This window comes from Paracoccus sp. MC1854, from assembly GCF_014164635.1.
Lineage (GTDB): Bacteria > Pseudomonadota > Alphaproteobacteria > Rhodobacterales > Rhodobacteraceae > Paracoccus.
Map to the genome: position 1 here is coordinate 226,419 of NZ_JACJFU010000002.1, position 25,750 is coordinate 252,168.

General features: G+C 67.4%; 23 protein-coding genes. 14 read left to right on the plus strand and 9 right to left on the minus strand.

Going from position 1 to position 25,750, the window contains the following annotated elements; all coding sequences use genetic code 11:
- Window position 1: 1 nt before the first annotated feature.
- From modB to H5395_RS03165, 3 genes are all read left to right on the plus strand, one after another.
- Window positions 2–700 (plus strand): molybdate ABC transporter permease subunit, encoded by a 699-nt coding sequence (gene modB, locus H5395_RS03155; protein WP_182791070.1) that lies wholly within the window; start codon window positions 2–4, stop codon window positions 698–700.
- On the plus strand, window positions 658–1,791 hold the full coding sequence (modC, locus tag H5395_RS03160; RefSeq protein ID WP_234450775.1) for a molybdenum ABC transporter ATP-binding protein: 1,134 nt from the start codon (window positions 658–660) through the stop codon (window positions 1,789–1,791). The genes modB and modC overlap by 43 nt, the downstream gene beginning before the upstream one ends.
- A gap of 91 nt (window positions 1,792–1,882) precedes the next feature.
- On the plus strand, window positions 1,883–2,968 hold the full coding sequence (locus H5395_RS03165; protein WP_182791071.1) for an NAD(P)-binding domain-containing protein: 1,086 nt from the start codon (window positions 1,883–1,885) through the stop codon (window positions 2,966–2,968).
- Between the two features lie 4 nt (window positions 2,969–2,972).
- Here H5395_RS03165 and H5395_RS03170 read toward each other — a convergent pair whose 3' ends face one another.
- Both H5395_RS03170 and H5395_RS03175 read right to left on the minus strand, forming a co-directional pair.
- On the minus strand, window positions 2,973–3,983 hold the full coding sequence (locus H5395_RS03170) for an NAD-dependent epimerase/dehydratase family protein (protein ID WP_182791072.1): 1,011 nt from the start codon (window positions 3,981–3,983) through the stop codon (window positions 2,973–2,975).
- Window positions 3,984–3,987: 4 nt separating this feature from the next.
- Window positions 3,988–5,154 carry a nucleotide sugar dehydrogenase gene (locus tag H5395_RS03175; protein WP_182791073.1) on the minus strand — a complete coding sequence of 389 codons (1,167 nt, stop codon included), beginning with the start codon at window positions 5,152–5,154 and terminating at the stop codon, window positions 3,988–3,990.
- Window positions 5,155–5,270: 116 nt separating this feature from the next.
- Between H5395_RS03175 and H5395_RS03180 the strand changes: the two genes are divergently transcribed.
- The 5 genes from H5395_RS03180 (at window position 5,271) to H5395_RS03200 (ending at window position 11,285) form a co-directional block, all read left to right on the plus strand.
- Window positions 5,271–6,347: a glycosyltransferase family 2 protein gene (locus tag H5395_RS03180; RefSeq protein WP_182791074.1), complete on the plus strand. Its 1,077-nt coding sequence runs from the start codon at window positions 5,271–5,273 to the stop codon at window positions 6,345–6,347.
- 72 nt (window positions 6,348–6,419) lie between these two features.
- Entirely contained in the window at window positions 6,420–7,238 is an 819-nt protein-coding gene (locus H5395_RS03185; RefSeq protein ID WP_234450774.1) for a hypothetical protein, read from the plus strand.
- 16 nt (window positions 7,239–7,254) lie between these two features.
- Window positions 7,255–9,036, plus strand: coding sequence for a glycosyltransferase family 2 protein (locus H5395_RS03190; RefSeq protein WP_370576359.1), 1,782 nt, complete (start codon window positions 7,255–7,257; stop codon window positions 9,034–9,036).
- 31 nt (window positions 9,037–9,067) lie between these two features.
- The gene (locus tag H5395_RS03195; protein ID WP_182791077.1) at window positions 9,068–10,243 is read left to right on the plus strand and encodes a glycosyl transferase family 90; all 1,176 of its coding nucleotides are present in this window, start codon (window positions 9,068–9,070) and stop codon (window positions 10,241–10,243) included.
- Window positions 10,244–10,247: 4 nt separating this feature from the next.
- Window positions 10,248–11,285 (plus strand): glycosyltransferase family 2 protein, encoded by a 1,038-nt coding sequence (locus H5395_RS03200; RefSeq protein WP_182791078.1) that lies wholly within the window; start codon window positions 10,248–10,250, stop codon window positions 11,283–11,285.
- Window positions 11,286–11,518: 233 nt separating this feature from the next.
- Here the strand turns inward: H5395_RS03200 and H5395_RS03205 are convergent, their stop codons facing one another.
- Genes H5395_RS03205 through H5395_RS03220 form a run of 4 tightly spaced genes read right to left on the minus strand, consistent with a single transcriptional unit; the run spans window position 11,519 to window position 17,984 of the window.
- A complete protein-coding gene (locus tag H5395_RS03205) occupies window positions 11,519–13,507 on the minus strand; it encodes a calcium-binding protein (RefSeq protein ID WP_182791079.1) in 1,989 nt (662 codons plus the stop codon).
- A 15-nt stretch (window positions 13,508–13,522) separates the two neighbouring features.
- Window positions 13,523–15,826, minus strand: a complete 2,304-nt coding sequence (locus H5395_RS03210; protein ID WP_182791080.1) for a sulfatase-like hydrolase/transferase — start codon at window positions 15,824–15,826, stop codon at window positions 13,523–13,525.
- A 2-nt stretch (window positions 15,827–15,828) separates the two neighbouring features.
- Complete coding sequence (locus H5395_RS03215; RefSeq protein WP_182791081.1) at window positions 15,829–16,533, minus strand: hypothetical protein; 705 nt, start codon at window positions 16,531–16,533, stop codon at window positions 15,829–15,831.
- 5 nt (window positions 16,534–16,538) lie between these two features.
- Window positions 16,539–17,984, minus strand: coding sequence for a hypothetical protein (locus tag H5395_RS03220; RefSeq protein WP_182791082.1), 1,446 nt, complete (start codon window positions 17,982–17,984; stop codon window positions 16,539–16,541).
- A gap of 149 nt (window positions 17,985–18,133) precedes the next feature.
- Between H5395_RS03220 and H5395_RS03225 the strand changes: the two genes are divergently transcribed.
- Window positions 18,134–18,490 carry a hypothetical protein gene (locus H5395_RS03225; RefSeq protein WP_182791083.1) on the plus strand — a complete coding sequence of 119 codons (357 nt, stop codon included), beginning with the start codon at window positions 18,134–18,136 and terminating at the stop codon, window positions 18,488–18,490.
- Between the two features lie 52 nt (window positions 18,491–18,542).
- Here H5395_RS03225 and H5395_RS03230 read toward each other — a convergent pair whose 3' ends face one another.
- Genes H5395_RS03230 through H5395_RS03240 form a run of 3 tightly spaced genes read right to left on the minus strand, consistent with a single transcriptional unit; the run spans window position 18,543 to window position 20,593 of the window.
- Entirely contained in the window at window positions 18,543–19,169 is a 627-nt protein-coding gene (locus H5395_RS03230; RefSeq protein ID WP_182791084.1) for a class I SAM-dependent methyltransferase, read from the minus strand.
- 9 nt (window positions 19,170–19,178) lie between these two features.
- Window positions 19,179–19,916: a phosphatidylcholine/phosphatidylserine synthase gene (locus H5395_RS03235; protein ID WP_182791085.1), complete on the minus strand. Its 738-nt coding sequence runs from the start codon at window positions 19,914–19,916 to the stop codon at window positions 19,179–19,181.
- On the minus strand, window positions 19,913–20,593 hold the full coding sequence (locus H5395_RS03240; RefSeq protein ID WP_182791086.1) for a phosphatidylserine decarboxylase: 681 nt from the start codon (window positions 20,591–20,593) through the stop codon (window positions 19,913–19,915). Before H5395_RS03240 ends, H5395_RS03235 begins: the two co-directional genes overlap by 4 nt.
- A 410-nt stretch (window positions 20,594–21,003) precedes the next feature.
- On the opposite strand from H5395_RS03240, the gene H5395_RS03245 reads away from it, so the two are divergent.
- The 5 genes from H5395_RS03245 (at window position 21,004) to H5395_RS03265 (ending at window position 25,710) form a co-directional block, all read left to right on the plus strand.
- Window positions 21,004–22,386 (plus strand): SLC13 family permease, encoded by a 1,383-nt coding sequence (locus H5395_RS03245; protein WP_182791087.1) that lies wholly within the window; start codon window positions 21,004–21,006, stop codon window positions 22,384–22,386.
- A 111-nt stretch (window positions 22,387–22,497) separates the two neighbouring features.
- Window positions 22,498–23,685, plus strand: a complete 1,188-nt coding sequence (locus H5395_RS03250) for an alanine--glyoxylate aminotransferase family protein (RefSeq protein WP_255440481.1) — start codon at window positions 22,498–22,500, stop codon at window positions 23,683–23,685.
- 59 nt (window positions 23,686–23,744) lie between these two features.
- Window positions 23,745–24,170: a heme-binding protein gene (locus H5395_RS03255; protein ID WP_182791089.1), complete on the plus strand. Its 426-nt coding sequence runs from the start codon at window positions 23,745–23,747 to the stop codon at window positions 24,168–24,170.
- A gap of 79 nt (window positions 24,171–24,249) precedes the next feature.
- Window positions 24,250–24,939: a GntR family transcriptional regulator gene (locus H5395_RS03260; RefSeq protein ID WP_182791090.1), complete on the plus strand. Its 690-nt coding sequence runs from the start codon at window positions 24,250–24,252 to the stop codon at window positions 24,937–24,939.
- An 81-nt stretch (window positions 24,940–25,020) separates the two neighbouring features.
- Complete coding sequence (locus tag H5395_RS03265) at window positions 25,021–25,710, plus strand: GntR family transcriptional regulator (protein ID WP_220494771.1); 690 nt, start codon at window positions 25,021–25,023, stop codon at window positions 25,708–25,710.
- Window positions 25,711–25,750: the final 40 nt, after the last annotated feature.

The following is a 25,750-nucleotide window of genomic DNA, read 5'->3' on the forward strand; positions in this document are numbered from 1 at the left end:
CTTGGCCGACTGGCTGACCCCCGCCGAATGGGACGCGCTGCGGCTGTCGCTGCGCGTGTCCCTATGGGCGACCCTGGCGAGCCTGCCTTTCGGGCTGTTGATAGCCCATGCGCTGGCCCGCTGGCGCTTTCCGGGGCATGGGCTGCTGAACGGGCTGGTGCACCTGCCGCTGGTCATGCCGCCGGTCGTCACCGGCTACCTGCTGCTTCTGACCTTCGGGCGGCGGGGCTGGATCGGCCAGTGGCTCGACCAGTGGTTCGGGATCGTCTTCGCCTTCCGCTGGACCGGCGCGGTGCTGGCTGCGGCGATCATGGCCTTTCCGCTGATGGTCCGGGCGATCCGGCTGTCGATCGAGGCCGTGGACCCCAAGCTGGAACAGGCGGCGGGATCGCTGGGGGCGTCCGGGCCATGGGTCTGGGCCACCGTCACCCTGCCCCTGATCCTGCCCGGCGTGATCGCGGGGGCGGTGCTGGCCTTCGCCAAGGCGATGGGAGAGTTCGGGGCTACGATCACCTTCGTGTCCAACATCCCCGGCCAGACGCAGACCCTGCCCTCGGCCATCTACACCTTCCTGCAGGTGCCGGGGGGAGAATCCGCCGCTGCCCGGCTGGTCGTCATTTCCATCGTCGTGGCGATGGCGGCGCTGGTCGCGTCGGAATGGCTCGCCCGCCGGGCCATGCGGCGGGTGCAGGGGCGATGAGCGTCTCGGTCGCGCTGCGCCATCGCTTCGAGGGGTTCTCGCTGGATGTAAGTTTTGACGCGCCACACGGCGTGACGGTGCTGTTCGGCCACTCCGGTTCCGGCAAATCCACGGTGCTGAACGCGGTGGCGGGGCTGCTGCGGCCTGATGAGGGCCGCGTAACGGTGGACGGCACGGTGCTGACCGACAGCGCTCGCCGCATCCACCTGCCTCCGCACCGCCGCCGCCTGGGCGTGATCTTTCAGGACGGCCGGCTGTTCCCGCACCTGACCGTGCGGCAGAACCTGCGCTATGGCCGCTGGTTCGCGCCCCGCAGCTCGCGCCGGACCTCGGAAGCGGCCGTTGTGGAAATGCTGGGCATCGGCGCGCTTCTCGACCGTACGCCCGCGACGCTTTCGGGGGGCGAGCGCCAGCGCGTCGCCATCGGCCGCGCGCTGCTGGCCGATCCGCGCCTGATCCTTGCCGACGAGCCGCTGTCGGCGCTGGACGACGACCGCAAGGCCGAGATCATGCCCTATCTGGAACGCCTGCGCGACGAATGGCGCGTCCCGATGCTCTATGTCAGCCATTCCCCCGCCGAGGTCGCCCGCATCGCTACCACCGTGGTGATGCTGGACCGGGGCCGCATCCTCCGCATGGGCCCCGCGGCCGAAGTGCTGGCCGACCCTGCCGCCGCCGGGCCTGGACGAGAGGCCGGTGCGGTGATCGAGGCCATCGTCACCACACATCACCTGGACGGTGTGACGGAACTGCGCGCCGGAGGACTGCCGCTGTTCCTGCCTACCCTTGCGGCGGCGCCGGGCACGCGGCTGCGGCTGCGGATCGCGGCGGCGGACGTGATGCTGGCGCGCGGCCGCCCCGACGGGCTCTCGGCTCTGAACATCCTGCCCGGCACGGTTGAATCCGTGACCGAGCGTGAAGGTTCCGTGCTGGTCCGCCTTGCGACGGCCGCAGGACCGATCCTGTCGCGCGTCACCCGAAGGTCCGTCGTGCAACTCGGCATCGCGCCGGGCGAGTTCCTGACAGCCATCGTCAAATCCGTCGCCCATGACGCGTCTCACATGGGACGCGCCCGCAAGGAGGATGCGTAAACCCCGGCGGATCGCGCCGGGGCAGCAAGCCGTTGCCATGGGGCAAGCGGAACGGGATGATGCCGCAACCCCTATGCCGCGAAAGGTCCCCATGACCCCGAAAGTCACGATCAAGGTCGATATCGCGGTGATCGGCGCCGGTCAGGCCGGGCTGTCCTCGGCGTATCACCTCGCGCGGCTGGGGCTGCGGCCCTGGCGCGGCTTCGCCGTCCTGGACCGCAACGCCGGGTCGGGGGGCGCCTGGCAGCATCGCTGGCCCTCGCTGACGCTGAGCACGGCGAACGCGATCCACGACCTGCCCGGCATGGCGATGTCCGAGGCCGTCGAGACCGGCGACGGAAAGGTCCGCGCCGCCGAGGCCGTGCCGCGCTATCACGCTGCCTATGCCCGCCGCTTCGCCCTGCCGATCCTGCGCCCCGTTGCCGTCCGCGCCGTCCGCCCGCATGGCGAGCGGCTGCGGGTGGACACCGACCGCGACAGCTTCTCGGTGCGCGGGATCATCAACGCGACGGGAACATGGGACACGCCGAACATGCCGCGCTATCCGGGGGCGGAACGCTTCCGGGGGCGGCAGATGCACTCGCGCGATTATCGCCGCCCGCAGGATTTCGCGGGCCGGCATGTGGTCATCGTGGGCGCAGGGATCTCGGCGCTGCAGCATCTCGACGAGATCTCGCAGGTGACGACGACCACCTGGGTCAGCCGCCGCAGGCCGCAGTTCAGCGAGCGTCCGTTTACGGCGGAGGACGGCCGCGCCGCCGTCGCCCGCGTCGAGGAGCAGGTGCGGCGGGGGCTGAAACCCGGCTCGGTGGTGTCGGTGACGGGGCTGCCGTGGACCTCTGCGCTGCGGGCGGCCCGACAGCGGGGCGCGCTGGAATGGCGCCCGATGTTTTCCGAGATCACCGAGACCGGCGTCCGCTGGCCCGACGGGACCGAGCAGCGGGCCGACGTGATCCTGTGGGCGACGGGGTTCCAGCACACGCTCGACCACCTCGCGCCGCTGGGGCTGGAGGAGGACAGCGGCGGCATCGCGATGACCGGGCGACTGGCCACGCAGGTTGCCCGCGATCCGCGCATCCACCTTGTCGGCTACGGACCGTCCGCCTCGACCATCGGGGCCAACCGCGCGGGCGGGGCAGCCGCGCGGGAACTGGCGTCACATCTGGGGATGGCCTGAAGCTTCAGCCCCTGTCCACGCCGTAATAGTCGCGGAACCAGTCCACATATTGCTTCACGCCGTCGCGCACGCCCGTCTTCGGCGCATAGCCCGAGAGCGCCTGCAGCAGCGTAGTGTCGGCCCAGGTCGCGGGCACGTCGCCGGGCTGCATCGGCAGCATCTGCTTTTCCGCCGGACGGCCCGCGGCCTCCTCGATCGCGGCGATGAAGTCCAGCAGCGGCACCGGCGCGCCGTTGCCGATGTTGACCACGCGGAAGGGCGCGACCGGTGAGAGACTGTCGAACTCGCTCGCAGGCTTCTCCCCCGGCACCGCGTCGATCAGCAGCCTGATCGCCCGCACGAGGTCCAGGACGAAGGTGAAGTCGCGCTTCATGTCGCCGTGGTTGAAGACCTTGATCGGCCGCCCATCGAAGATCGCGCTGGTGAACAGGTAGGGCGCCATGTCCGGCCGCCCCCAGGGACCATAGACGGTGAAGAAGCGGAACATCGTCATCGGCAGCCCGAACAGATGTGCATAGGAATGCGCCGTCGCCTCGTTCGACTTCTTGGTCGCCGCGTAGAAGGACATCTGGGTGTCCGCCTTGTCGGTTTCCCGATAGGGCATTTCCGTGTTGGCGCCATAGACGCTGCTGGTCGAGGCCAGCAGCATGTGCTTGGGCGGGTATGCCCGCGCGGCCTCCAGCAGTTCGAAGCTGCCCAGAAGGTTCGCCTGCACATAAGCGCGCGGGTTCTCGATCGAATAGCGCACGCCCGCCTGGGCGGCGAGGTGGACGACCGCCTCGGGCCTTTCGGCGGCGAGCAGGTCCATCAGCAAGCCCGGGTCTTCCACCGACCCGCGAACCGAGCGGTAGTTGGGGTTCGCGCGCAACTGCGCCTCGCGCGCTTCCTTCAGGGACGGGTCGTAATAGTCGTTGTGGTTGTCCAGCCCGATCACGCGCCAGCCTTCGTCCAGCATGACCTGCGCAAGATGGAAGCCGATGAAGCCGGCCGCGCCGGTGACAAGGACCGTGCGCATCAGGTCAGTCCTGCCCGAAGAGGTCGCGGGTATAGACCTTGTCTGCCACGTCGGCTAGGTCCGGGGTCAGCCGGTTGGCGATGATGAGGTCGGCCTGCTGCTTGAACTGATCAAGGTCGCGGATCACCGGCGAGTGATAGAAATGGTCCTCGGTCAGCACGGGCTCATAGACGATCACCGGGATGCCCTTGGCCTTGATTCGCTTCATGATCCCCTGGATGGAACTGTCGCGGAAATTGTCCGACCCTGCCTTCATCACCAGCCGGTGGACCCCAACCGTGCCGGGCGCGCGGGCGACGATCTGGTCGGCGATCACGTCCTTGCGGGTGCGGTTCGATTCCACCACCGCCGCGATCAGGTTCTGCGGCACCTGGTCATAGTTCGCCAGAAGCTGCTTGGTGTCCTTGGGCAGGCAGTAGCCGCCATAGCCGAAGCTGGGATTGTTGTAATGCGCGCCGATGCGGGGATCGAGGCACATGCCGTCGATGATCTCGCGCGCGTTCAGGCCGTGGGTCAGCGCATAGCTGTCCAGCTCGTTGAAGAAGGCCACCCGCAGGGCGAGGTAGGTGTTGGAAAACAGCTTGATCGCCTCGGCCTCGGTGGCGCCGGTGAACAGCACCGGCACGTCGGGGTCCAGCGATCCCGCGGCCAGCAGGTCGGCGAAGCGGCGCGCCTCGGGCGTGGTGTCGCCCACGACGATGCGCGAGGGATGCAGGTTGTCGTGCAGCGCCCGGCCTTCGCGCAGGAACTCGGGCGAGAACAGGATCCGGTCCGTGCCATGCTCGGCCCGGATCCGTTCGGTGAAGCCGACGGGGATCGTCGATTTCACCACAACCGTCGCCTCCGGCGCGTACCGGCGGGTGCCGGCGATCACCTGCTCGACCGTCGAGGTGTCGAAGCGGTTGGTGCGCTCGTCATAATTCGTGGGGGTCGCGACGATGACGTAATCCGCCCCCGCCAACGCCTGCGCGGCGTCGGTCGTGGCGGTCAGCTTCAGATTGCCGCGGGCCAGGAAGGCGCTGATCTCGGCATCCTCGATCGGCGAGGTTCCCGCGTTCACCTGGTCCACGCGGGCGGCATTGACGTCCAGCGCCACGACCTCGTGTTCCTGCGCCAGCAACACGGCAAGGGAAAGCCCGACATAGCCCAGGCCGGCGACAGCGATCTTCATGAGGCAAGCTCCGCTCTGCTTTTGGGCGTTCTCTTAGCAGGAAAATCGGTGTAATCCATGCCCATCGGTCCGCAGACGCTCGCCGGACGCTCAACCTGCGGCAGATGATGCGCCTGATGATCACCACGATGCGGAACGAGGCGCCATTCATCCTGGAATGGATCGCCTATCACCGGCTGATCGGCTTCACCGACTTCCTGATCTATTCCAACGACTGCGCGGACGGCACCGACGCGATGCTGGACCGGCTGGCCGAACTGGGCATCGTCACCCATGTCCCCAACCCGCGCCGGGGCCGCAAGACGGTCCAGTGGCAGGCGCTGACGCGGGCGCGGAACCACCGGCTGACGCGCCGGGCCGAGTGGATCATGGTCGCTGACGTGGACGAGTTCCTGGTGATTCACGCGGGCGAGGGCCGGCTGGACGACCTCTTCGCCGCCGTCCCCGACGCCACGGGTTTCGCGGTGCCGTGGCGGATGTTCGGCAGTTCGGGCCGCATCCGGTTCGAGGAAGAACTGGTGACCGCGCAATTCACCCGCGCGGCCCCCGACCGGATGCTGTGGCCGCTGCGCGCCGGCCAGTTCAAGAGCCTGTTCCGCCGCGATCCGCGCCTTGTCCGGCTGGGCGTCCACCGGCCGCTGACCGAGGAGGGCGAGCCCGTTCCCGGCCAATGGGTGGACGGGAACGGCAGGCCGTTCACCCTGACCGACAGTTCATTCGCGGTCACGGCGCAGGAACGCTACGGGCTGGCGCAGATCAACCATTACGCCCTTGGCTCGACCGAGAACTTCCTCGTCAAGATGGCGCGCGGTCGGCCCAACCACATGGACCGGCCGATCGACCTTGGCTACTGGGTCGAGCGCAACTTCAACGCGATCGAGGACCGCCGCATCCTGCGCTATCTGGACGGCCTGCGGGCGGGGGTCGAGGCGTTCCTGGCCGACGATGTGCTGGGCCGGCTGTACTGGCAGGCAATCGCATGGCGCCGCCGGCGCATCGCCGAGGCGCTGACGGATCACCAGCAATTCCTGCTGTTCACGCGGCTGGTGCAATGCCCCGACACCCCAGTCCTGCCCATGGAGCTTCAGATGGAACTGCACCGGATGCGGCTGCAGGCGCATCCGGTGAAGAAACCGCCCCGGCCGCGCCACGAAACTGACGCCGATACGCAACGCAGGGATGTAAATTCCTGACCTGTGGCTGGATGATGCCCGGCGGATTGGGTAAGGGGCAGCAACGCAAGCGCCCCTGACCCGCGGATGGACATGAAACTCGATCGACGCCCGGTAGCCTCGCTGTGGATCGGCGACAGGCTGCACTACCTCAACCAGCTTTGCCTCAGGTCGCATCTGCTGCATGGCCATCCGGTGACGCTGTATTGCACCGACAAGGTGGACAATGCCCCCGAGGGCGTCGAGATCCGTCCCGCGTCCGAGATCATGGACCTGGACATGAAACTGGTCGAGGACACCTCGGCCTCGTTCCTGTCGAACGTCTTCCGCTACAAGATGATCCGCAAGACCGCCGCGCTGTGGATCGACTGTGACGCCTTCTGCCACAAGCCCTTCCCGGACGAATGGGACTATGTCTTCGCCGGCCACGGGATGCGCGGGGCGCTGAACTGCGGCGTCGTGGGCCTGCCGCAGGACTGCGAGCTGATGGACCGGCTGCTGGATTACTACGACAACCTGCCCGGCTATCCGGCCTGGTGGAACAAGAAGCAGCGCCGCCAGATGGACAAGCTGACCGAAAAGGGCGAGCTGTCCCACGGCGCGGCAATCTACAAGACCGAGCGCACCGCCTTCGGCCCGCAGGCCTTCACCTGGTTCGCGCAGCAGACAGGCGACATCGACAAGGCCATGACGCCCGACGTCCTTTATCCTGTCCCCTTCCAGTTGAACGACGTGTTCTTCGACCCCCATGGCCGGGTCGAGGGCCATTTCACCGACAGAACCGTCTCGGTCCATCTTTACACCAACGGCACCAAGCCGTGGTGGCGCAAGAACCCGCCGCTGCCGAACTCCTATGCCGCGCGGATGTGCGAGAAGGCCGGCATCGACCCGGCGACGGCGCTGGAGGAATGACCGCAAGGACCGCGCCGTGAACCTGAAAAAGCACGTCAGCCCGCACGGGACCGTCATGGCGATGTCGATGATGAAGGACGAGGCGCCGTTCCTGCTGGAATGGTTTGCCCACCACCTTGCCGTGGGCTTCACCGACATCCTCGTCTATACCAACAGCTGCACCGACGGCACCGACGAGATGCTGCAGCGGCTTGAGGAACTCGGGCTGGGGTATCACCGCCCCAATCTCATCAAGCCCGGCGTCAAGCCGCAGCCCTCGGCCCTGAGCCACGGGCAGGCCGAGCCGCTGGTGCAGGACGCCGACTGGCTGCTGGTCTTCGACGCCGACGAGTTCCTGGCGATCAACCACCCCTCGGGCCACCTGGACGGGATGCTGGACGACGCGGTGGCCAGGGACGCGAACGGCATCGTCATCACCTGGCGCATCTTCGGCTCGAACGGGATCGTGGACTGGTCGCGGGCGCCGGTGACGGAACAATACACCCGCGCGGCACCCTCCGACTGGAACAAGGGCTGGGGCGTCAAGACGCTGTTCAAGTTCGACCCGGAATACTGGAAGCTCGGCATCCACCGGCCGTCCATCAAGAACAAGCATATGGAAGATGGCTTCCCGCACACGGTGCGCTGGCTGAACGGCTCGGGCCAGCCGATGGAGGATTACTTCAAGTTCCACGGCTGGCGGTCGATCAAGCGCACCATTGGCTATGACTGGGCGCAGATGAACCATTACGCGGTCAAGTCGGTGGACAGCTACGCCCTGCGCAAGTTCCGGGGGAATGTGAACAACAAGGCCGACAAGTACAACGCCGACTACTGGGCGCTGCAGGACCGCAACGAGGTGCCCGACACCCGCATCCTGCGCCACGCCGCCGCCCGCGCCGCGATCATGGCCGAACTGCTGACCGACCCGACCTTGCGCGAACTGCACGAAACCGCGCTGGTCCGCGTCGAGGCGCGGCTGGCCGAATACCGGGAAACCTCTGCCTACCGCGAGTTGCGCGCGGGCCTGATCGCCGCCGGACGCGTGCCGATCGCCAATGTCGAGGCCAAGCCTCCCAAGCCCCGCGACCCGACCCGCATCGCAGAGTTGATGAACCGGGTCAGGAGCCCCGGAGACCCGACGGCCGGGGACGCGGACCAGCCAGTGCTTCGCCCAGCGAACTCGGCAACCTACATCACGCCCGTCGATCTCTCGACGCAGCTTGACGTGGAGTGGTTCCCGAACCGCGAGCTTCAGCTTCCCGCCGATCCTCGCATCTTCACGGCCGAGGCCCTGTCAGCAATCCGCGCCGGCAAGTTCGAGCGCCGCGCCGCCCGCAACCTGCCCGGCCATCTCGACGGCTGCCGGCGGCTTCTCGATATCGGAGGAGGCGTGGGCTTTCCGGCGATGGCCGCTCTGCGCGCAATACCCGGCCTGACGGTGATGCTGCAGGAAGACCGGCCCGGACTGGCCGCGGCCGCCCGGATGATCCACCGCTACAATGGGATCGAGGACACCGCCCGCCTGCGCGTCGTGGACGGCCCCCTGCAGCTGAGCGGAGACGGCGCGACCACCGCCGCCGGTCTTTCCGCCTGTCTGCGCGACTTCCGCCCTGACGCGCTGCGCCTGTCCCGGCTTGAGGTGGTCCCCCCCGAACTGCTTGCCGCGATGCCGCTGGACACGGTGAAGCGGGCAATCGTCGCGACGGGGGGGCAAGATGGCCTGAGCGCGGCCTATGGCGAAGCCTTGGCGGCCGCCGGGTTCAGGGAAAAGACCGAGGGCACGAGTGGCGGATCATCCCTGTTCGTCCGTCAGTAGCACGTCAATGGTTTACGGCAGAGGGCTTGGCATGACTGCTGCTGTTGACGCCGCCGAGTTCGTCCGCATCCAGGTGGCCCACCGGCTGGGCTCCATCGGGAACATCCGCCTGAAATCCACCGAGGCAACGCGACAGCGGCTTGAACGAAGCTGCTCGGGCTCGGCTCTGGTCTGGAATGCAGGGGAAGGCCGCCCGGCCGCGTGGAACGGCTGGGACAGCGTTGGTTGCGATGTGGACAGCATTCGCCTAAACGGCCGATCACCAGAGCGCGCACCCAAATATTTCCGTGCGCTTAAGGAGGTGCTCGCCGCCGGAGCCGACTTCGACTTTGCGATGGACGTGCAGGACAGGCGCGTCCGCAGTCCGGTCGTGTCCGAGGGACCGGACGCGGGATGCGCCGTGCCCGTCTTCGTCTTCAACAGGCTTGAAAGCGTTGCCGGAGCCGTCCTCTGGCCCCTGCCCCTTTATCACGACCTTGGGTCCGATGGCTTCCTCGGCAACTTCGATCAGCATCGCATTCCGTGGGAAATGAAGGGACCTCGCTTCGTCTGGCGCGGAAGCCCCGGAGGCCGCAATTCCATCGGAAAGCCGTCAGAGCATGCCGCGGATACGCGTATGCGGCCGCTGCTGCAGCGGCACCGCGATGGCCGCATTTCCGATGGAAACCTGCGAGCGCAACTCGACCTCTTTCCCCGATACAGGTTCGTCAGCCGCTACATCGGGGATGTCCGAGGAGATGTCGGTTTCACCGAGCGCAAGGACATCGGCATCGACAACTGGCCGGCTCTGCGGCCGTTGAAGCTTGAAGCGATCCCGCAGCGCGAGATGTTGCGCTTCAAGTATCTTGTGGTTCTGCCAGGCCTCGACATCGGGTCTTCGTTCTTCTGGACGATGAACAGCGGTTCTGTCGGATTGGTCATGGAAACGCCGTTTGAAAGCTTTGCATCCGTCCACTTCAAGCCTTGGGAGCATTACGTGCCGTTCCGGCAAGACCTGTCCGACTTCGAGGATCGGCTTGCATGGTGCAGGAAGAACGACGCCGAGTGCCGCGAGATGACAGAGCGCGCAGCTGCAGTATGCCGGCAACTCGGCCGCACGGATCTCAGGCACCAATGCAATATGCTGGTCATTGAGGAGGTTCGCCGCCGCATCGAGCGGAGCGACGATTTCTCTTCCGAAATGCCTGACACATCAGGAAAGGGATAAGGGCATGGCTCGGAATCTGCTTGTCGCGATCATGCGTGACGAAGCGCCTTATGTCATTGAATGGGTCGCGCACTATCGGGCATTGGGGTTTACGGATATCCTCGTATTTACAAACGACTGCTCGGATGGGACCGATCGGATTCTGGACCGGATGATGGATCGGCATCTTGTTGTTCACGCCCCCAATCCCAAGTCCGTTTTCGGAACCTTGGGTGTCTGGCAAGTCGCCGCTCTGCGCTATGCGTCGGCTTTTGGCATCTTCCGCCGTGCAGATTGGGTTTGCACTGTCGATGCGGATGAATTCATCGAGGTTTCCACCGGTGACGGTACGCTATCGGCCTTGTTCGAGGCTGCTGGAGACTGTGACGTCATCAGCTTGCCGGTTATCGGTTACAGCAGCGATGACCATCCGAGCGTCGGAGATGGCCAGGTTTTGTCGCGCTTTCGACGACCCAGGGTAAATCTGGCTGATCGCGAAGGTTGGACGCCGCAGGCCCAAGCGGTTAAAACTCTGTCCCGACCAGCAATACCGGGCGCGCAGTTCCGCAATCACCGCCCGAAGATCAACGGCTTTTCGACCACAGGCCGTGTGTGGCTGGACGGCAGCGGAAATGCCATGCCTGCGGAATTCACCGACAAGAAAGTCAACGGCTACCTGTTCCCGTTCTATCCGCGCCTTGCCCATGTGAACCATCATTCGCTCAGGTCGCTGCATGGCTTCATGGTCAAGACGCTTCGAGGCGATGCAGTCACCGCTTCTCGGCTTGGCGTCGAAACGAAGCAGCAGCTCGACAATGCAGCGCGTTACTGGACAGCGCGCAATCAGTCTGACCAACACCCGCGTGACGTGCACCTGCCCCCAGGCGCCCAGGAACTGGCAGCAGAGCTGCACGCAGATCCGGTCCTTGCCGACCTGCATGGGCGGGCACTCGAACATCACGAAAAGATGGTTGCGCGGCTGCTGCAATCACCCGCTGGTCAGGCACTCGACCGGACTTTGCGCGCCACTCCGAGTCAGAAGGCATTGCAAGGCACGGTATGATCGGCCGCCATTTCTGAGCGCCAACTCCGGCCCAGTTCCTCATCAATGCGCCCTGTTGCGCCACCGGTTCGGGGCCGCTGCCTGTCGGCCTCGCGACCTGCGCGCACGCGCGTCAGAGCGGAGCCGTCCGACAAAAGGCTTTGTCGAATTGCTGGACGCATAGACAGATGGCCAGCTTGCCGCCGTGGTGGGGCAGCCTCGCGATCCTGTCCCGCATCCCGCGCTGCCGGGCGTCACCGCCCCGTCACCACCACCCGTCGCGGCCCCGCGTTTATGATGTCGCCCTCGGTCAGCCCCTCTGCACCCGGCATATGGACCGTCAGCTCGCCCCAGACCAGCGTCGTGCCGTCGCCCGAGCCGCGCAGTTCCAAAGTCGGGGCGCGCTTGGGGGTCTGAAGCAGGGACAGGTCCAGCCTGTCCTCGCCGGGAGTGAAGTCGGTGAAGGTGATCTCGCCGCGCAGCCAAGGCAGGAAGCGGTCGGAGCCGGGGCCGCCGGTCAGGATCGCGCCGTCGCCCGACGCGATCAGCACGTCGTCACCCTCGCCGCCGTCAAGCGTGCCCGTGCCTTCGAGGTGGTCGTCGCCGGACCCGGCCGTCAGCGTGTTCGCGCCCTCGGGGTCGATCAGCCTGTCACCGCCGTCGCCGCCGTCCAGCATGTCGTCGCCGCGACCGCCGAACAGCCAGTCGTCACCGGTGCCGCCCCGCAGCAGGTCGTTGCCTTGCCCGCCGTAAAGCAGGTCCGGCAAGTCGCCGCCGGTCACGCGGTCATTGCCGCCCAGCGCATAGATCAGCCCGTGCGGGTTGGACACGCCGTCCACGACATGGTCGGCCGTTTCGTCTTGGGCGGGATCGACCGACAGGACCTCTTCCCCCGTCCCGCCCCAATGCTCGGTCGTGCCGGCGGGACCTTGGGTCTCGTCGCGCACCCAGCCCCAATGGGCGAAGGCGGCGGATTCGATCTGGATCTCGTAGCCCGCCTTGCCGCCGCCCCATTTCAGCATCTGCGAGGCGCGGCCGACCGGCGGCCACCAGGTCCAGCCGATGCCGTTGTCGGCAAACCACGGCAGCTTGCGGGCCATGTTGAAGCTCTGCGCGGCCCGCGCGCCGCTTGTCGCGGGGTCGAGCGTCCCTGCCTCGGTGTAAAGCTGCGATTCCGTCACCACGATGTCGTCACCTGCTTCGGTCAGCGTGCCGATGCGTGTGCAGATCTGGTCGCGGAACATGGCGCCGTCCGGGTCGGGGGTCTTGGCGACCACCCAGGCGGGATACATATGCGCCGACCAGACCAGCCGGTCACCTGCCGCCTCGCGGATCAGGTCGTGGTCCAGGTGCTGGAACTGGGCCGAGGCGCGCAACCCGCCCACGAACAGCCGCTTGTCGCCCCAGTCCATCGCACCGATCAGGTCGGCCATGTGGCGGCTGTAAAGCGCGCCCGCCTGCGCCGTGTTGCCATAGGCCATCGGCTCGTTGATCAGTTCCCAGCCAAGGACGGCATCAAGGATCTCGGCGTTCTCGGGGCGCTGGAACCATTCCAGCATCCGTTCCCAGTCTTCCCGGACGTTGTTGATCTTCCATTCGCCCGAAACCTGCGCCAGCGCGTCGGGCGGCCCGAGTTCCACCGGCTCGGCGCGCTTGAGCCCGCCGGCCAGGTCGCCGTCCGAGTTCTGGATCACCAGCCCCAGCCCGGCCCGCGCGGCGGTCCGGGCGAAGCCGCGCCATTCCTCGGTCATGCCGGCGTTGTCCACGCTTTCGGCGTTGAAATCGAGCCGGACCACGTTCACCTCGGGAAAGCTTTCGCGCAGGGTCGAGACGAAGCGTTCGGCCCCGCCGCCGACCTGCAGGTGGACGCCCACGTCGGATCGCCAGCTCACCATGGATTCAAGTCCCGCCGGGCGGTCCTTGCCCTTGCCCGGCGGGTCGATCGTCAGCAGCCGGCCATCGGACAGGCGCGCGGGCTGCCGGGTGACAGGGTCCAGCAGCACCGCGAAGCCACCGCCGTCCGTCAGTTCGGCAGCCTCGGCCCCGTCCTGCGCCGACAGGCGGCCCGCAGCGCGGGCGTTCATGTTCGACACGAGAAAGCCCCGCAGCGCCTCATCCACGTCGCTGCCGTCGCGCGTCTGCAGCGCCGCGGGGTCGCTGACGACCACCTTGTATTCGGTCGCCATCGAAACCGCGTTCCACCCCGCCATCTGCGAATGGAACTGAAGCGCGTCGCAATCCATGTCGATCTCCGTCGATCAGGCGCCCTCGACCTGGGCAAGAAGGTCTGTGCCCTCGGGGCAGTCGGTCACGACAAGGCACGAGGTCGCCGCGTAAAGCATCGTCCCGCCGCCATCCAGCACCCGCTGGTGAATCGGCCCGGACCAGTCCTTCAGAACGTAGCGCTGCGCCTTGTCCCAGCCGGTAAGCTCGACGGTCGCACCATGTTCCAGGATGAACCGCTTGGCGCCCTGCCCGGCCGTGATGCGGTTGGGGCCGGGGCCGAGCGTCACGCGATGGCTGCCCCCGGCCAGGTCGATCACGTTGCGTCCCGGCCCGGCGTCGATCTCGGCTTCGCCTTCATCGGCGCGGATCTCGTCATTGCCCGGTCCCGCGACGGCCAGTCCGCGGGCGCCGCGCAGGTGGATCACGTCATCGCCCGAGCCGCCGTAAAGGCTGTCGCGCCCCGGCCCGCCGATCAGGGTGTCGTTGCCGGACCCGCCGTGGAAGACATTGCGGTCCTTGGGCCGCTTGGAGGTCGCGACCAGCAGGTCGTCGCCCCCCTGCCCGTGAAAGGTCGCGCCGCCGTATTTCTGCCCGATCATCACGTCGTCGCCATTCGAGCCGATCACATGCACCGACACCCGTTCCGAGCTTTCAAAGCGGAAGGGGCTGTCCGGGTGGCCGACGATCCGCAGCGTCCGGCCTTCGCGCGATTCGCCCCCCTCGGTGCGGGCGACCACCGTGGCGACCCGCAATTCGTGCATATGGGGCGGCATCTGCAACACGAAGTCGTTGGGACCGCCGAGATACCAGAGCGTGTTGTGCCCGCCGTCCGCCTCGGCGCTGATCCGGGCGGTGTCGGCGCCATAGGCCCAGTAATGGGTGTCCCCCGCGCCCCCCGCCAGCACGACCGAGCCATCCACGGCCATCATCGCGTTGATGCCATAGGCCGGGTTCTCTGCCCCCGAAAGGTCGATGCCAAGATCGGCCGCGTTCCGCACCAGTTCGTCCCGCAGCCGGTCCATGGGCGCGGTTCCGGCGAGGTTCGTGGTCTCGCCGGGGTCGGCGATCAGGTCGTAGACTTGTTCCTCGCCGTTGGGATAGCGGAAATACCGCAGATGGCGCAGGTCGGGCGCGGTGGGGCGCACCGACAGGGTGCCGAAGACCGAGGTCACGGGGGATTTCGTCTCGTCGAAGCTGCCGAAGCTGTCGTCGATCAGCGGCAGCAGGCTCTGCCCCGAGGGCCAGTCGGGCCGGCACGGCAGGCCCGCAAGGTCCATGATCGTCATCGGCAGGTTGTGCAGCGAGATCGGCAGATCGACCACCCGGCCAGCCTCCATCCGCGGGCTCCAGATGCCCAAGGGAACATGGGCGGCACTGTCCCACTGGCTCATCTTGTGGAAGCTGTCGTGGTTGCCGAGGTTGAAGCCGTTGTCCGACAGGAAAACCACCGTCGTCCGGTCGCCCAGGGCCGAGGCCGCCAGCGCGTCGAGGAACCGGCCGATCTCGTGGTCCACATGGCTGCAGGCGGCGAAATAGGCGCGCACGACCTGCCGCCAGCCCTCGTTCCCCGCCTTTTCCGGGGTCCAGCTTCCGTTGACGATATAAGCCAGTTCATAGACCGCCATGCCGGGCTGGGGGCCGTGGAAATCCTCGGGCGCGGCGACCGCGGGCCAGGTGATCTCGGCCGGGTCATACATCTGGTAGAAGCGGTCCGGGCATTCCAGGTTGAAATGCGGGTGCTTGAAGCCAAGCTGGATCAGGTGGCGGCGGCCTGGGTCCGCGCGCTGCAGATGGTCGATGGCGTTCTGCGCGACCCAGTAGTCGTAGAAGCGGTCGTCCTGAGAGCCGTCGTCATCCGGGTGGTTCACCCCCGAGACGCCCGGCCCCTTGCCGCCCAGATAGTCCTTGACGTTGCGCCGCCCCCCCTTGTCGCTGGCTTCGGGGTCCTCGTGGAACAGGATGCGCCGGTAGTCCTCGGGCATCGGCTTGTAATGGGCGTCGGTCTTGCCGGTGGTGAAATTGTAGAAGCCCGCGCGCCGCAGGTCATAGGCCCAGGCGCGTTCGGGCGGCATCACGTCGCGCCAGACGCGGTTCAGGTCCACCAGCCCCGAGCGATAAGGCGAGATCCCCGTCGCCACCTCGGCCCGGCAGGGCGCACACAGCGGCACCGAGGCATAGGTGTTGGAAAAGTGCACCCCCGCGTTCAGCAGCCGGTCGATGTTGGGGGTTCGGATGGTGACGCCGAAGGCGTCGCGCCAGGTGAAGACGTCGATCATGTCATCCACCCAGATCAGGCAAATGTTGTCGCCCTCGATGCTGTCGCGGGTAAAGGCCATGCTCAACTCTCCCACAGCAGAAGGTCGTCCAGCGCATGGCGCAGGTCGGCGCCGGCATCGGACAGGATGTCGAGGCCGGGCCAGAGCCAGACCTCGGCAATGCGGCCCGCGCCCAGCGTCCGGCGCATCCCGCGCCGGGCGCTGCGGCAGCCGATCAGCAGATGCGCCGGGCCTTCGGGAACCACGAGCCCCTCTGCGCGGGCGGTCTGCCCATCCTGCGAAAGCCGCAGTGTGCCATCAACGCAGGAAAGCAGCGTCAGCCGCCAGCCCCTGCCCCGATGCGGCAGGCTGGCCAAGGCGGTGCCGTCGTCGTCGCGGAAGACCAGCCCTTCCTCGGTCTCGGAAAGATGGACCGGATTGCCGCCGCGTTCGGGCCGCATGGCCAGCAGCGCCTGCGCGGGGCTGTCGCTGGTCCACAGGATCGCCGCCGACCAGCACGCCGGGTCGGGGACGGCATCAGGCAGGTGCAGGCCGCCGTTCTCTCCCGCCGTCAGGTTCAGCGCCATGCGGCCGGCGTGCAGCGCGAAGGCGGGGGGATCGGCAACCGGCGCCGCGGTTGTTCCACCATCCGTTGCAGGCCATCGGTCCGCCCGGCCATCGGCGCCGCGCAGCCATACCCCCCCGGCCTCTTGCGTCAGCCTGGACAGGCGGGCGGACTCGCGATTGGTCAGGGCAGCTTCGGGCACGGCAAAGGGAAGCGTCAGCATCGGCGTCACCGGATCACGAGACTGCCGGGCAAGGCCCAGCGCCGCAGTGTTCCGCCATCGCGGTTCAGTGACCATTGGTCCCGCAACGCCCCGCAGGCCGGAGGGTGCGCCGAGCCCCGGCCGCGCGCAGGGCCGCCGACGGCGTAGTCCAGCCGCGGCTGGGCACCGGCAAGCGGTTCCAGCGGGCCGTCCAGATGGATGAGAACGCTCTGCGGATCGTCGGGGGCAATCTCGACGCCCGAGATGCCCGCCGCGGTCCCGGCCAGCGCAAAGCCCGCCGCCGGACCGGCTCCGAAGGGGTCGGAGGCATCGATCGCCAGCGGCCCGTCGGCCTTGAAGACGGCGCGGAGCCTGCGGTCGTCCCGCTCGGCAAGGCACAGTATCGGACAGGTCCAGGGCTTCCGCCGCAGCAGGGTCTCCAGCGCCTCGGCCTCGATCCGGGCGCGGTCCAGCAGGGCCGCCTCGGTCGGCTGGCCGAGGTCGTCCTGCGCAAACATGTAGGATGGCGCGACCACCGTGAGATCATGCAGGCCGGGGCGCAGCGCCAGCAGATGCTGTCCCTCGATCGCCGCGCGGTTCGCATCGGCGTCATTCGCCCACCATGGTCCCGCATCCGCGACCATCAGAAAGCGCGGCGTGCCGAGACCGGGCGCCAGCCGCGCTGCGATCAGATCCATGAAGGCCAGCGCATCGGCATGGAACCGCGCGGCGGTGACGGGCGCCTGATCATGGCCGATCTCGATGCCGATGCAGGCAAGCCGCGCGGGTTTTCCAAGAGAGCCCGCCAGTTCCTCCAGCCGCCGCAACTGGTCGTCCAATCCCGCCATTGCGGGACCTGCGGCCGAGGGCAAGGGTCCAAGCGGCAGGGGCACGGGCATGGCGACGATCAGCGGCAGCGCGCGATAGGCCTCGTGCCGCAACGACAGCAGCGCATCGGCAAGCATGCTGTCCGCGCCCCGGTTGCGCCAGCCGGTCACGGGCAGATCCGGCTCGCCCTCGTCGGGGGGGGCACAGGCCATGACGTGATGGGGAAAGCAGGGTGCGCCCGCAAAGGTGGTCAGCCGTCGTCCCGCGCCCAGCGACAGAAGCCCCAGGACCGGGCCGGGCGTTTCGGCGATCACGCCGCCGCCCGCGACATGGCGGCGATAGCGCCGTGCCCCTTCCGCCCCCGGACGATGCGCGACAAAGCGCAGCCAGTCGCCTTCGCGCTGCAAGTCCCAAGCATCGATGTCGCCCAGCAACCCTGCATCCAGCCGCTCGGCCGGGACGAGAGCCGCGGGTTCGCCGGCAGGCACGGCAGGAGTGCCGAAGGGGGGTCGCGGAAGGCGGCGGGCGATGTCCCGGATCACCCGGTCAGACAGCCGCAGCACCAAGCCGGTGGAGTCGGCCTCGACCACCGGGCCGTTGGTGGCGGCTATCAACGTCTGGTTGTTGTCCGGGTCACGCGACATGGCCGTTGTGTGCGGCAGATTCGCGCAAAAGGGAAGGGTCGCTGCCCGCGTCCTCCGGCTGACGCGGGGATGGCGAAGCCCGGCCCCGGCCGCTACGATCCCCCGCAAGACCGGGACCGACCCGACCCCTTGCCGCAAAGGACTGCGCCATGCTGAAACCCGTTCTTGTCGTGCTGACGCTGGCGCCCGGAGGCGGGGCCACGCATCTGGCCCTGTCCTCGCCCGAGGACACCGCCGCCTGCGCGGCCCGCGCCGAGACCGTGCGCGGCGTGCTGGAAGGCGCCGGGGTAAAGGTCATCGCGACCCGCTGCGCCGAGACCGACCTAAGCTTCACCGCCTATGCCCATGGCGAGGCACAGGGGCCGCATATTCACCCTTGGCGTGTGACGCTGCCCGCAAGCGGCGCCGTGATCGAGCCGCTGGGCGCCACCGAGAACTGCCACCCCGCGCCCGAGGCCACGCCTGCCGTTCACTGCGCGTTGTCGGCGCAAGCTCTGACGGACTGATCGGCGGAGTCCGTAGCGGCCGGGCCGGAACCGGCGGGACCGCGGCATCGGATCAGGTATGGCTGCCGCGCTTGCCCAGCACCAGAAAGGTCATCAGGCCCAGCGGCGGCAGGGCCTTGCGCTGTTCGAGGGCAAGCGAGTCTTCTTGCAGGACGGTCTCGATGCGGAAGTCGGAATGCCAGCCGATCCTGTCGGCCAGCGGGGCCAAGACGCGTTCCAGCGCGGCAAGCCCGCCCTTTTCCCGCGCGAAATGATTGGTGATGACGACCTTTCCGCCGGGCCTGCAGACCCGCGCGATTTCGGCCATCACCCGCTCGGGCTCGGGGACAACCGAAAGGACGTGCATCGCCGCGACCATGTCGAAGCTGTCATCGGGAAAGTCGAGACTGCGCGCATCCATCTGCCGCAACTCGCGGACATGGTCCAGTTGCAGCCGCTCGGTCTTGGCGATGGCCTTCTGCAGCATCTCGCGGCTGAAATCGATGCCGGTGACCTGCATATCCGGCCCGTAAAGGTCCAGCGACAGGCCCGTGCCCACCCCGACCTCAAGGACCGATCCCGGACGGCTGTTCATGTAGTCCACGGCCCGCCGCCGGCCGCTTCCGGTGATCGCCCCGAAGGTGCGGTCGTAGATCGGCGCCCAGCGCGAATAAGAGGATCGGACCGCTTCGATATCCATGGAGACCTCCTATCCGCTTCGGGGGCGTCGCCGGTCGATCCACGCCCAGATCACCATGGCGACATAGCCCAGGCAAAGCACGATCAGCGTCGCCCAGGCAAAGCTGAACAGGGCCGCGCCGAAGACCACGACGCCGACAAGGAAGAACTTGACGTTCTCGCGCGAGATCTTCGTGGTCTTGAAGGACCATGTCGGCAGCCGGCTGATCATCAGCAGCCCCACGAGGATCATGTGAAGGCAGATCACCACGTCCGGCAGCACCGCCCGGTCGGCAATCGCAAAGGACAGATACATCGGCAGCATGACCAGCAGCGCCCCCGCGGGCGAGGGCACGCCCTGGAAATAGGCGCTGTCGCCGGGCGCATCCGCCTTGGCCGAGACGTTGAACCGCGCCAGCCGGATCACGCAGCAGACCGCGAAGACCAGGACCGCGATCCAGCCAAGCCCGCGCATGTCCTGCAAGGCCCAGAAATACAGCGTCAGGGGCGCGGCCACGCCGAAGTTCAGGAAGTCGGCAAGCGAATCCAGCTCCGCTCCCATCTTGCTGGAACTGCCCAAGAGCCGCGCCAGCCGCCCGTCGATCCCGTCGATGATGCCCGCGCCGATGATCAGCAGCACGGACACGACGTAATCCCCCTGCACGCTGAAGCGGATCGCCGTCAGCCCGGCGCAGATTGCAAGAATGGTCAGGACGTTCGGCAGAAGCTGGAACAGCGAGAACTCGGCCTGCGGGGCGGGCTGGGTCATGCCTGCACCGGAACGGTCGCGTTCAGGTCGGCAAGGATGGTTTCCCCGGCCACCATGGTCTGGCCGATGCCGACCAGAGGCGCGACCCCCGGCGGCAGGTAGACATCCAGCCGCGAGCCGAAGCGGATCAGGCCGAAGCGTTCCCCTGTTGCAAGCCGGTCGCCGGGCCGGACGAAGCACAGGATGCGCCGCGCGACCAGCCCGGCGATCTGCACCACCGCAAGGTCGCGCCCGTCCGCCATGCGGATGCGCAGGCTGTTTCGTTCGTTATCGGCGCTCGCCTTGTCCAGCGAGGCGTTGAAGAACTTGCCGGGGCGATACGAGATCGCCGTGACCTCGCCCGCGACGGGGCTGCGGTTGATGTGGCCGTTGAAGACGCTCATGAAGACGCTGACGCGGGTCAGGGGGGTGTCGGCCATTCCCAGCTCGGCCGGCGGGACCGCAGGCTCGATCAGGGAAACGATCCCGTCGGCCGGGCTGACCACCAGTCCGGGACGGGCGGGCGTCACCCGCTCTGGGTCGCGGAAGAAGTAATAGCACCAGACCGTCAGCCCGGTGCCGATCCAGCCGAGCGGCTCCCACAGCAGGAACAGCAGGATGGTGACGGCGGCGAAGATCGCGACGAAGCGCCTGCCCTCGGGGTGCATCGGCTTGATGATCGTGTCGCGCATCCGCATTGAGAAGCTTCCCTGTCCTGTCTGCCCTGCGCGTCATAAGGCACAGGGGCGCCGGTGATCCATCCCGGATGATCACCGGCGGCGTCCCGGCGTCATCGGCCTTGGCCCCGGCGGCGACGGGCCGTGCGCAGCGGGATCGGGGCCGGCACATGTCATCCTGCCCGGCGTGCCAACAGCCTGCAAGGGCAGCGGTGCGGAAGATCGGCCCATCAATCCTTCCTGAAACAGCCCTCGCCCCTGCACCTGACCGCAGCCCGTGGTCCGCCTGCCAGCACGGGACCAAGCATCTGCCACATGGACCAGCCCTGATGCATGACATCCCTTGTCGAGATCGAATTCATAATTCATAATTTTTCACAACGGCGGCATCCATGGCGCCGGACATACCATGCGAGGAAGGGAGGCCGCGCGTGACACATCATCTTATTGCCATCTGCGCGCTGGTTGCGATGTTCGTCATTGCAACCGCATTGCCGATCAATATCGGCGTTCTCGCCTTTGTGGGCGCGTTCCTTGTCGGAACGCTGCTTGCGGGCGACACCACAAAGGAGATCATCGGAGAATTCCCCAGCGGCCTGTTCCTCACACTTGCGGGGATCACCTGGCTGTTCGCGCTGGCGCAGAACAACGGCACCATCGACTGGCTGGTCCGGTCGGCCGTCCGCGCGGTCAAGGGGCGGCTCGCGCTGATCCCCTGGATCATGTTCTCGATCTCGGCGGTGCTCACCGCCATCGGCGCGGTGACGCCGGGGGCCGTGGCCATCGTGGCGCCGATCGCGCTGAGCTTCGCCTTCCGCTACAAGATCTCGCCCCTGATGATGGGGATGATGGTGGCGATGGGGGCCTCGGCCGGGGCCTTCTCGCCCATCGGGATCTTCGGCAGCATCACCAACGGCGTGGTGGAACGCTCGGGCCTGCCGCTCAGCCCCGGCGTGACCTTCGCCGCCAGCTTCTTCTGCAACCTCGTCTGCGTGGTGATCCTGTTCCTCGTCCTTGGCGGGCGCGAGCTGATGAAGGCGCGCGTGGACCTGGGCCATACCGTCACCGTCCCGCATCTCGAAATTGCCCGGCCGGCCACCGGCCCGCAGATCTTCGGCGACAGCGAGGCGCAGGCCCTTACCCCCCGCATCGGCGCCGAGGCCGGGGGCGACCCCAACCGGCTGACAACCGACGCGCCCAAGGGCGAGATGCCCGACGGCAGCCCGATCCAGATCATCACGGTCGTGGGGCTGGCGGCGCTGGCGCTGATGGTGCTGGCCTTCAAGCTCGACATCGGCTTCGTGTCGCTGACCATCGGCCTTGTCATCGCGCTGTGCCAGCCCAACCTGCAGAAGCGGGCGATGGCGCAGGTCGCCTGGCCCGAGATCATGCTGATTACCGGCGTCGGCACCTATGTCGCGGTGCTGGAAAACATGGGCACCATCGATTTCGTCGGCAACAGCGTGGCCTCGATGGCCTCGCCGCTGATGGCGGGGCTGCTGCTGTTCTACATCGGCGGGATCGTCTCGGCCTTCGCCTCGTCCACCGCGCTGCTGGGGGCGCTGATCCCGCTGGCGGTGCCCTTCCTGCAGGCGGGCACGGGCATCAGCCCGGTCGCCTTCATCGCCGGGATGGCGGTCGCCTCGACCATCGTGGACGTCAGCCCCTTCTCGACCAGCGGGGCGCTGGTGCTGGCCAACGCGCAGGGCATCGACCGTCAGGTCTTCTATCGCCAGTTGCTCGGCTATGGCGCACTGGTGACAGGGGTGGCGCCCTTCCTGCTGTGGATCATCTTCGTGGTCATCCCCGGCTGATCCCTGCCCCGGGATGCGGCGTGGTTACGCCGCACCCGCTTTGGCATTGACCCACAATGCCAAAGATTGCATTCATTATTCAAAATTATGCCTCTTATGGGAGACAGGTCCATGACCCATGTGTTCGGTCGTCACTTCCTTCAGATCCCCGGTCCCAGCCCGGTGCCGGACCGCGTCCTGCGGGCCATGTCGGCGCAGGTCATCGACCACCGCGGCCCCGAGTTCGGTGAACTGGGCCTGAAGGCGCTGGCGGGGATGAAGACGATCTTCAAGACGGAAGCGGACGTCATCATCTACCCCTCCTCGGGCACCGGCGCATGGGAAGCGGCGCTGGCCAACGTCCTGAAGGAAGGCGACCGCGTCCTGATGTACGAAACCGGCCATTTCGCCACCCTGTGGCAGAAGATGGCCGAGAAGCTGGGCGTCCGGGCCGAGTTCATCGGCGGCGACTGGCGCGCAGGCGCCGATCCCGACCAGATCGAGCAGCACCTGCGCGCCGACACGGACCACGAGATCAAGGCCGTCTGCGTCGTCCACAACGAGACCTCGACCGGCTCGGTCTCGCCCATCGCGGATGTGCGGCGGGCGATCGACGCGGCAGGCCACCCGGCGCTCTTGATGGTGGATACGATCTCGGGTCTTGCCTCGATCGACTTCCGCTTTGACGAATGGGGCGTCGATGTCGCCGTATCCGGCTCGCAGAAGGGCCTGATGCTGCCGCCGGGGATCAGCTTCAACGCCGTCAGCGGCAAGGCGCTGGAGGCCGCGAAGCAGAACGGGATGCCCCGGTCCTACTGGGACTGGCAGGAGATGGTCGAGATCAACGGCAAGGGCTATTTTCCCTATACCCCCGCGACCAACATGCTCTGCGGCCTCGTCGAGGCCATCGCCATGCTGCACGAGGAAGGACTGGACACCGTCTTTGCCCGCCACCAGCGCCATGCCGCCGCGACCCGAGCCGCCGTCCGCGCCTGGGGGCTGGAGGTGCTGTGCAACCGGCAGGGGCATGAAAGCGGCGTCCTGACCACGGTGATGATGCCGGAAGGGCACAGCGCCGACGCTTTCCGGGCCGCAGCCCTGCGGCATTACAACATCTCGCTGGGCAGCGGGCTGTCCAAGGTCGCGGACAAGGTGTTCCGCATCGGCCATCTGGGCGACATCAACGACCTGACGCTGGTGGGTGCGCTCAGCGGCGTGGAAATGGCGCTGTCCAAGGCCGATGTGCCGCATGACAGGGGCGGCGTCGCGGCCGCCATGGCGCATCTGGAAGCCACCCCCGCCCCCGGCATCGACGCCTGAGCGGCTTGCGCCCCGCATCGCCGGGGCGCATCACCACGGGGAACCGACAGGAGGACCGCATGACCCTGACACTCGACATGGCCCGCAAGCTGGCCGATCTCTGCCTCGACCGGGCCGGAGAGATGAAGCTGAAGCCGCTGACCGTGGCGGTGCTGGACGCCGCCGGGCATCTCAAGGTGCTGCTGCGGCAGGACGGGACCAGCCTGCTGCGGGCGGAAATCGCGCAGGGCAAGGCGCGGGGGGCCATCGGCATGGGGATGGGCTCTCGCGCGATCTACAACCGCGCGCAGGAACAGCCCTATTTCATCCAGGCGATGAACACGATCGCGGGCGGCAGCCTCGTTCCCGTGCCGGGCGGCGTGCTGGTCCGCAAGGACGGCGAGATCATCGGCGCGGTCGGCATCACCGGCGACACATCCGACAATGACGAGGTCTGCGCCGTCGCCGCCATCGAGGCCCTGGGCCTGCAGGCCGATCCGGGCTGAGGGTCTGGCGCGGGGTGCGGGGGCGGTGATACCATCGCCCCCGAAGACCCCGCCCGGACCAGCCACAGGCGACCGCTTGATGAACTACGTCCCCGACAGCATGAAGCCGCCGCGGCGCCGGACGCTGCACGAGGAACTGACGCAGCGCCTGCGCGACCTCATCATCCACGGCGAGTTGCCGCCGGGGGCGAAGGTGCCCGAGATGGAGTTGTGCGAGGCCTATGACGTGTCCCGCACGCCGCTGCGCGAGGCGCTGAAGGTGCTGGCCTCGGAAGGGCTGGTGGTGCTGGAACCCAACCGCGGCGCCCGCGTCAGCCGGATCACGCAGGAAGATCTGGACGAGTTGTTCCCTGTCATGGGCGCGCTTGAAGCCTTGGCGGGCGAACTCGCCTGCCAGAATATCACCCCCGCCGAGCTTGGAGAAATCCGCGCCCATCACGCCGCGATGCTGGACCGTTACCGGGCGGGCGATCTTGGCGGCTATTACGCCGCGAATCAGAAGATCCACGAGGGTATCCTGAATGCCGCCCGCAACCCGACCCTGACCGCCCATTACCGGGCGCTGTCGGCACGGGTGCAGCGGGCGCGCTATGTCGCCAACACCACCCCCGCCCGCTGGGTTCAGGCGGTCGAGGAGCATGAGCGGATCATCGAGCACCTGTCGGCCCGGGATGGTGCGAAGCTGGCCACAACGCTGCGGCAGCATCTGGAAAACAAGCTGCGCGCGGTCAGCCAGTCGCTTGCGGGCCAGGCGGCGGGCACGGCCTGATTGCATTCAGTCCACGCCGCGATCTAGGCGGATTGCCACCCACCCGCTATGCTTGCCGCCCGGATGACAGGGAGGGGGCGGATGAACGACCTGACGACACGCGACGGGCCTACGGCCCAACGCATCGGCACCACCCTGCATGGCGAGATCCTGTCCCGACTGCGCGATCACGTCGTGCACGGCGATCTGCCCAACGGCGCCCGCATCTCGGAACGTGAGCTGTGCGAACGCTTCGGCGTCTCGCGCACGCCGCTGCGCGAGGCGCTGAAGGTGCTGGCCTCGGAAGGGCTGATCGAGCTTCTGCCCAACCGCGGCGCCCGCGTGAAGGTGCTGACGCCCGACGAGATCGGCGAATTGTTCGACCTTATGGGCGGACTCGAGGCGCTGGCCGGGCGACTCGCCTGCGAGCGGATCACACCCGCCTGGTTCGACGCCATCGAAGAGGTCCATCGCGAGATGTATGCCTTCTACCTGCGCGGCGACCGGCAGGGCTATTTCGCCTGCAACCAGAAGATTCACGAATCGATTCTTGCCGCCGCTGGCAACGGCGCCCTTTCCTCGGCCGCCCGCATCCTGCTGGGCCGGCTGCGCCGCGTCCGTTTCACTGCGAACCTTGACGAGCAGGGCGAACGCTGGCGCGAGGCCGTGCGGGAACATGAACTGATCCTCGACGCCCTGCGCCGCCGGGCGGGAGGCGAACTGGCGGACCTGCTGTTCGACCATCTGCGCAGCACGAAGGACGCCATCTTGCGGAACCTCGCTACGAACTGAATACGATCTCGCGCCTGAATCCGAATATTGTATTCAATCC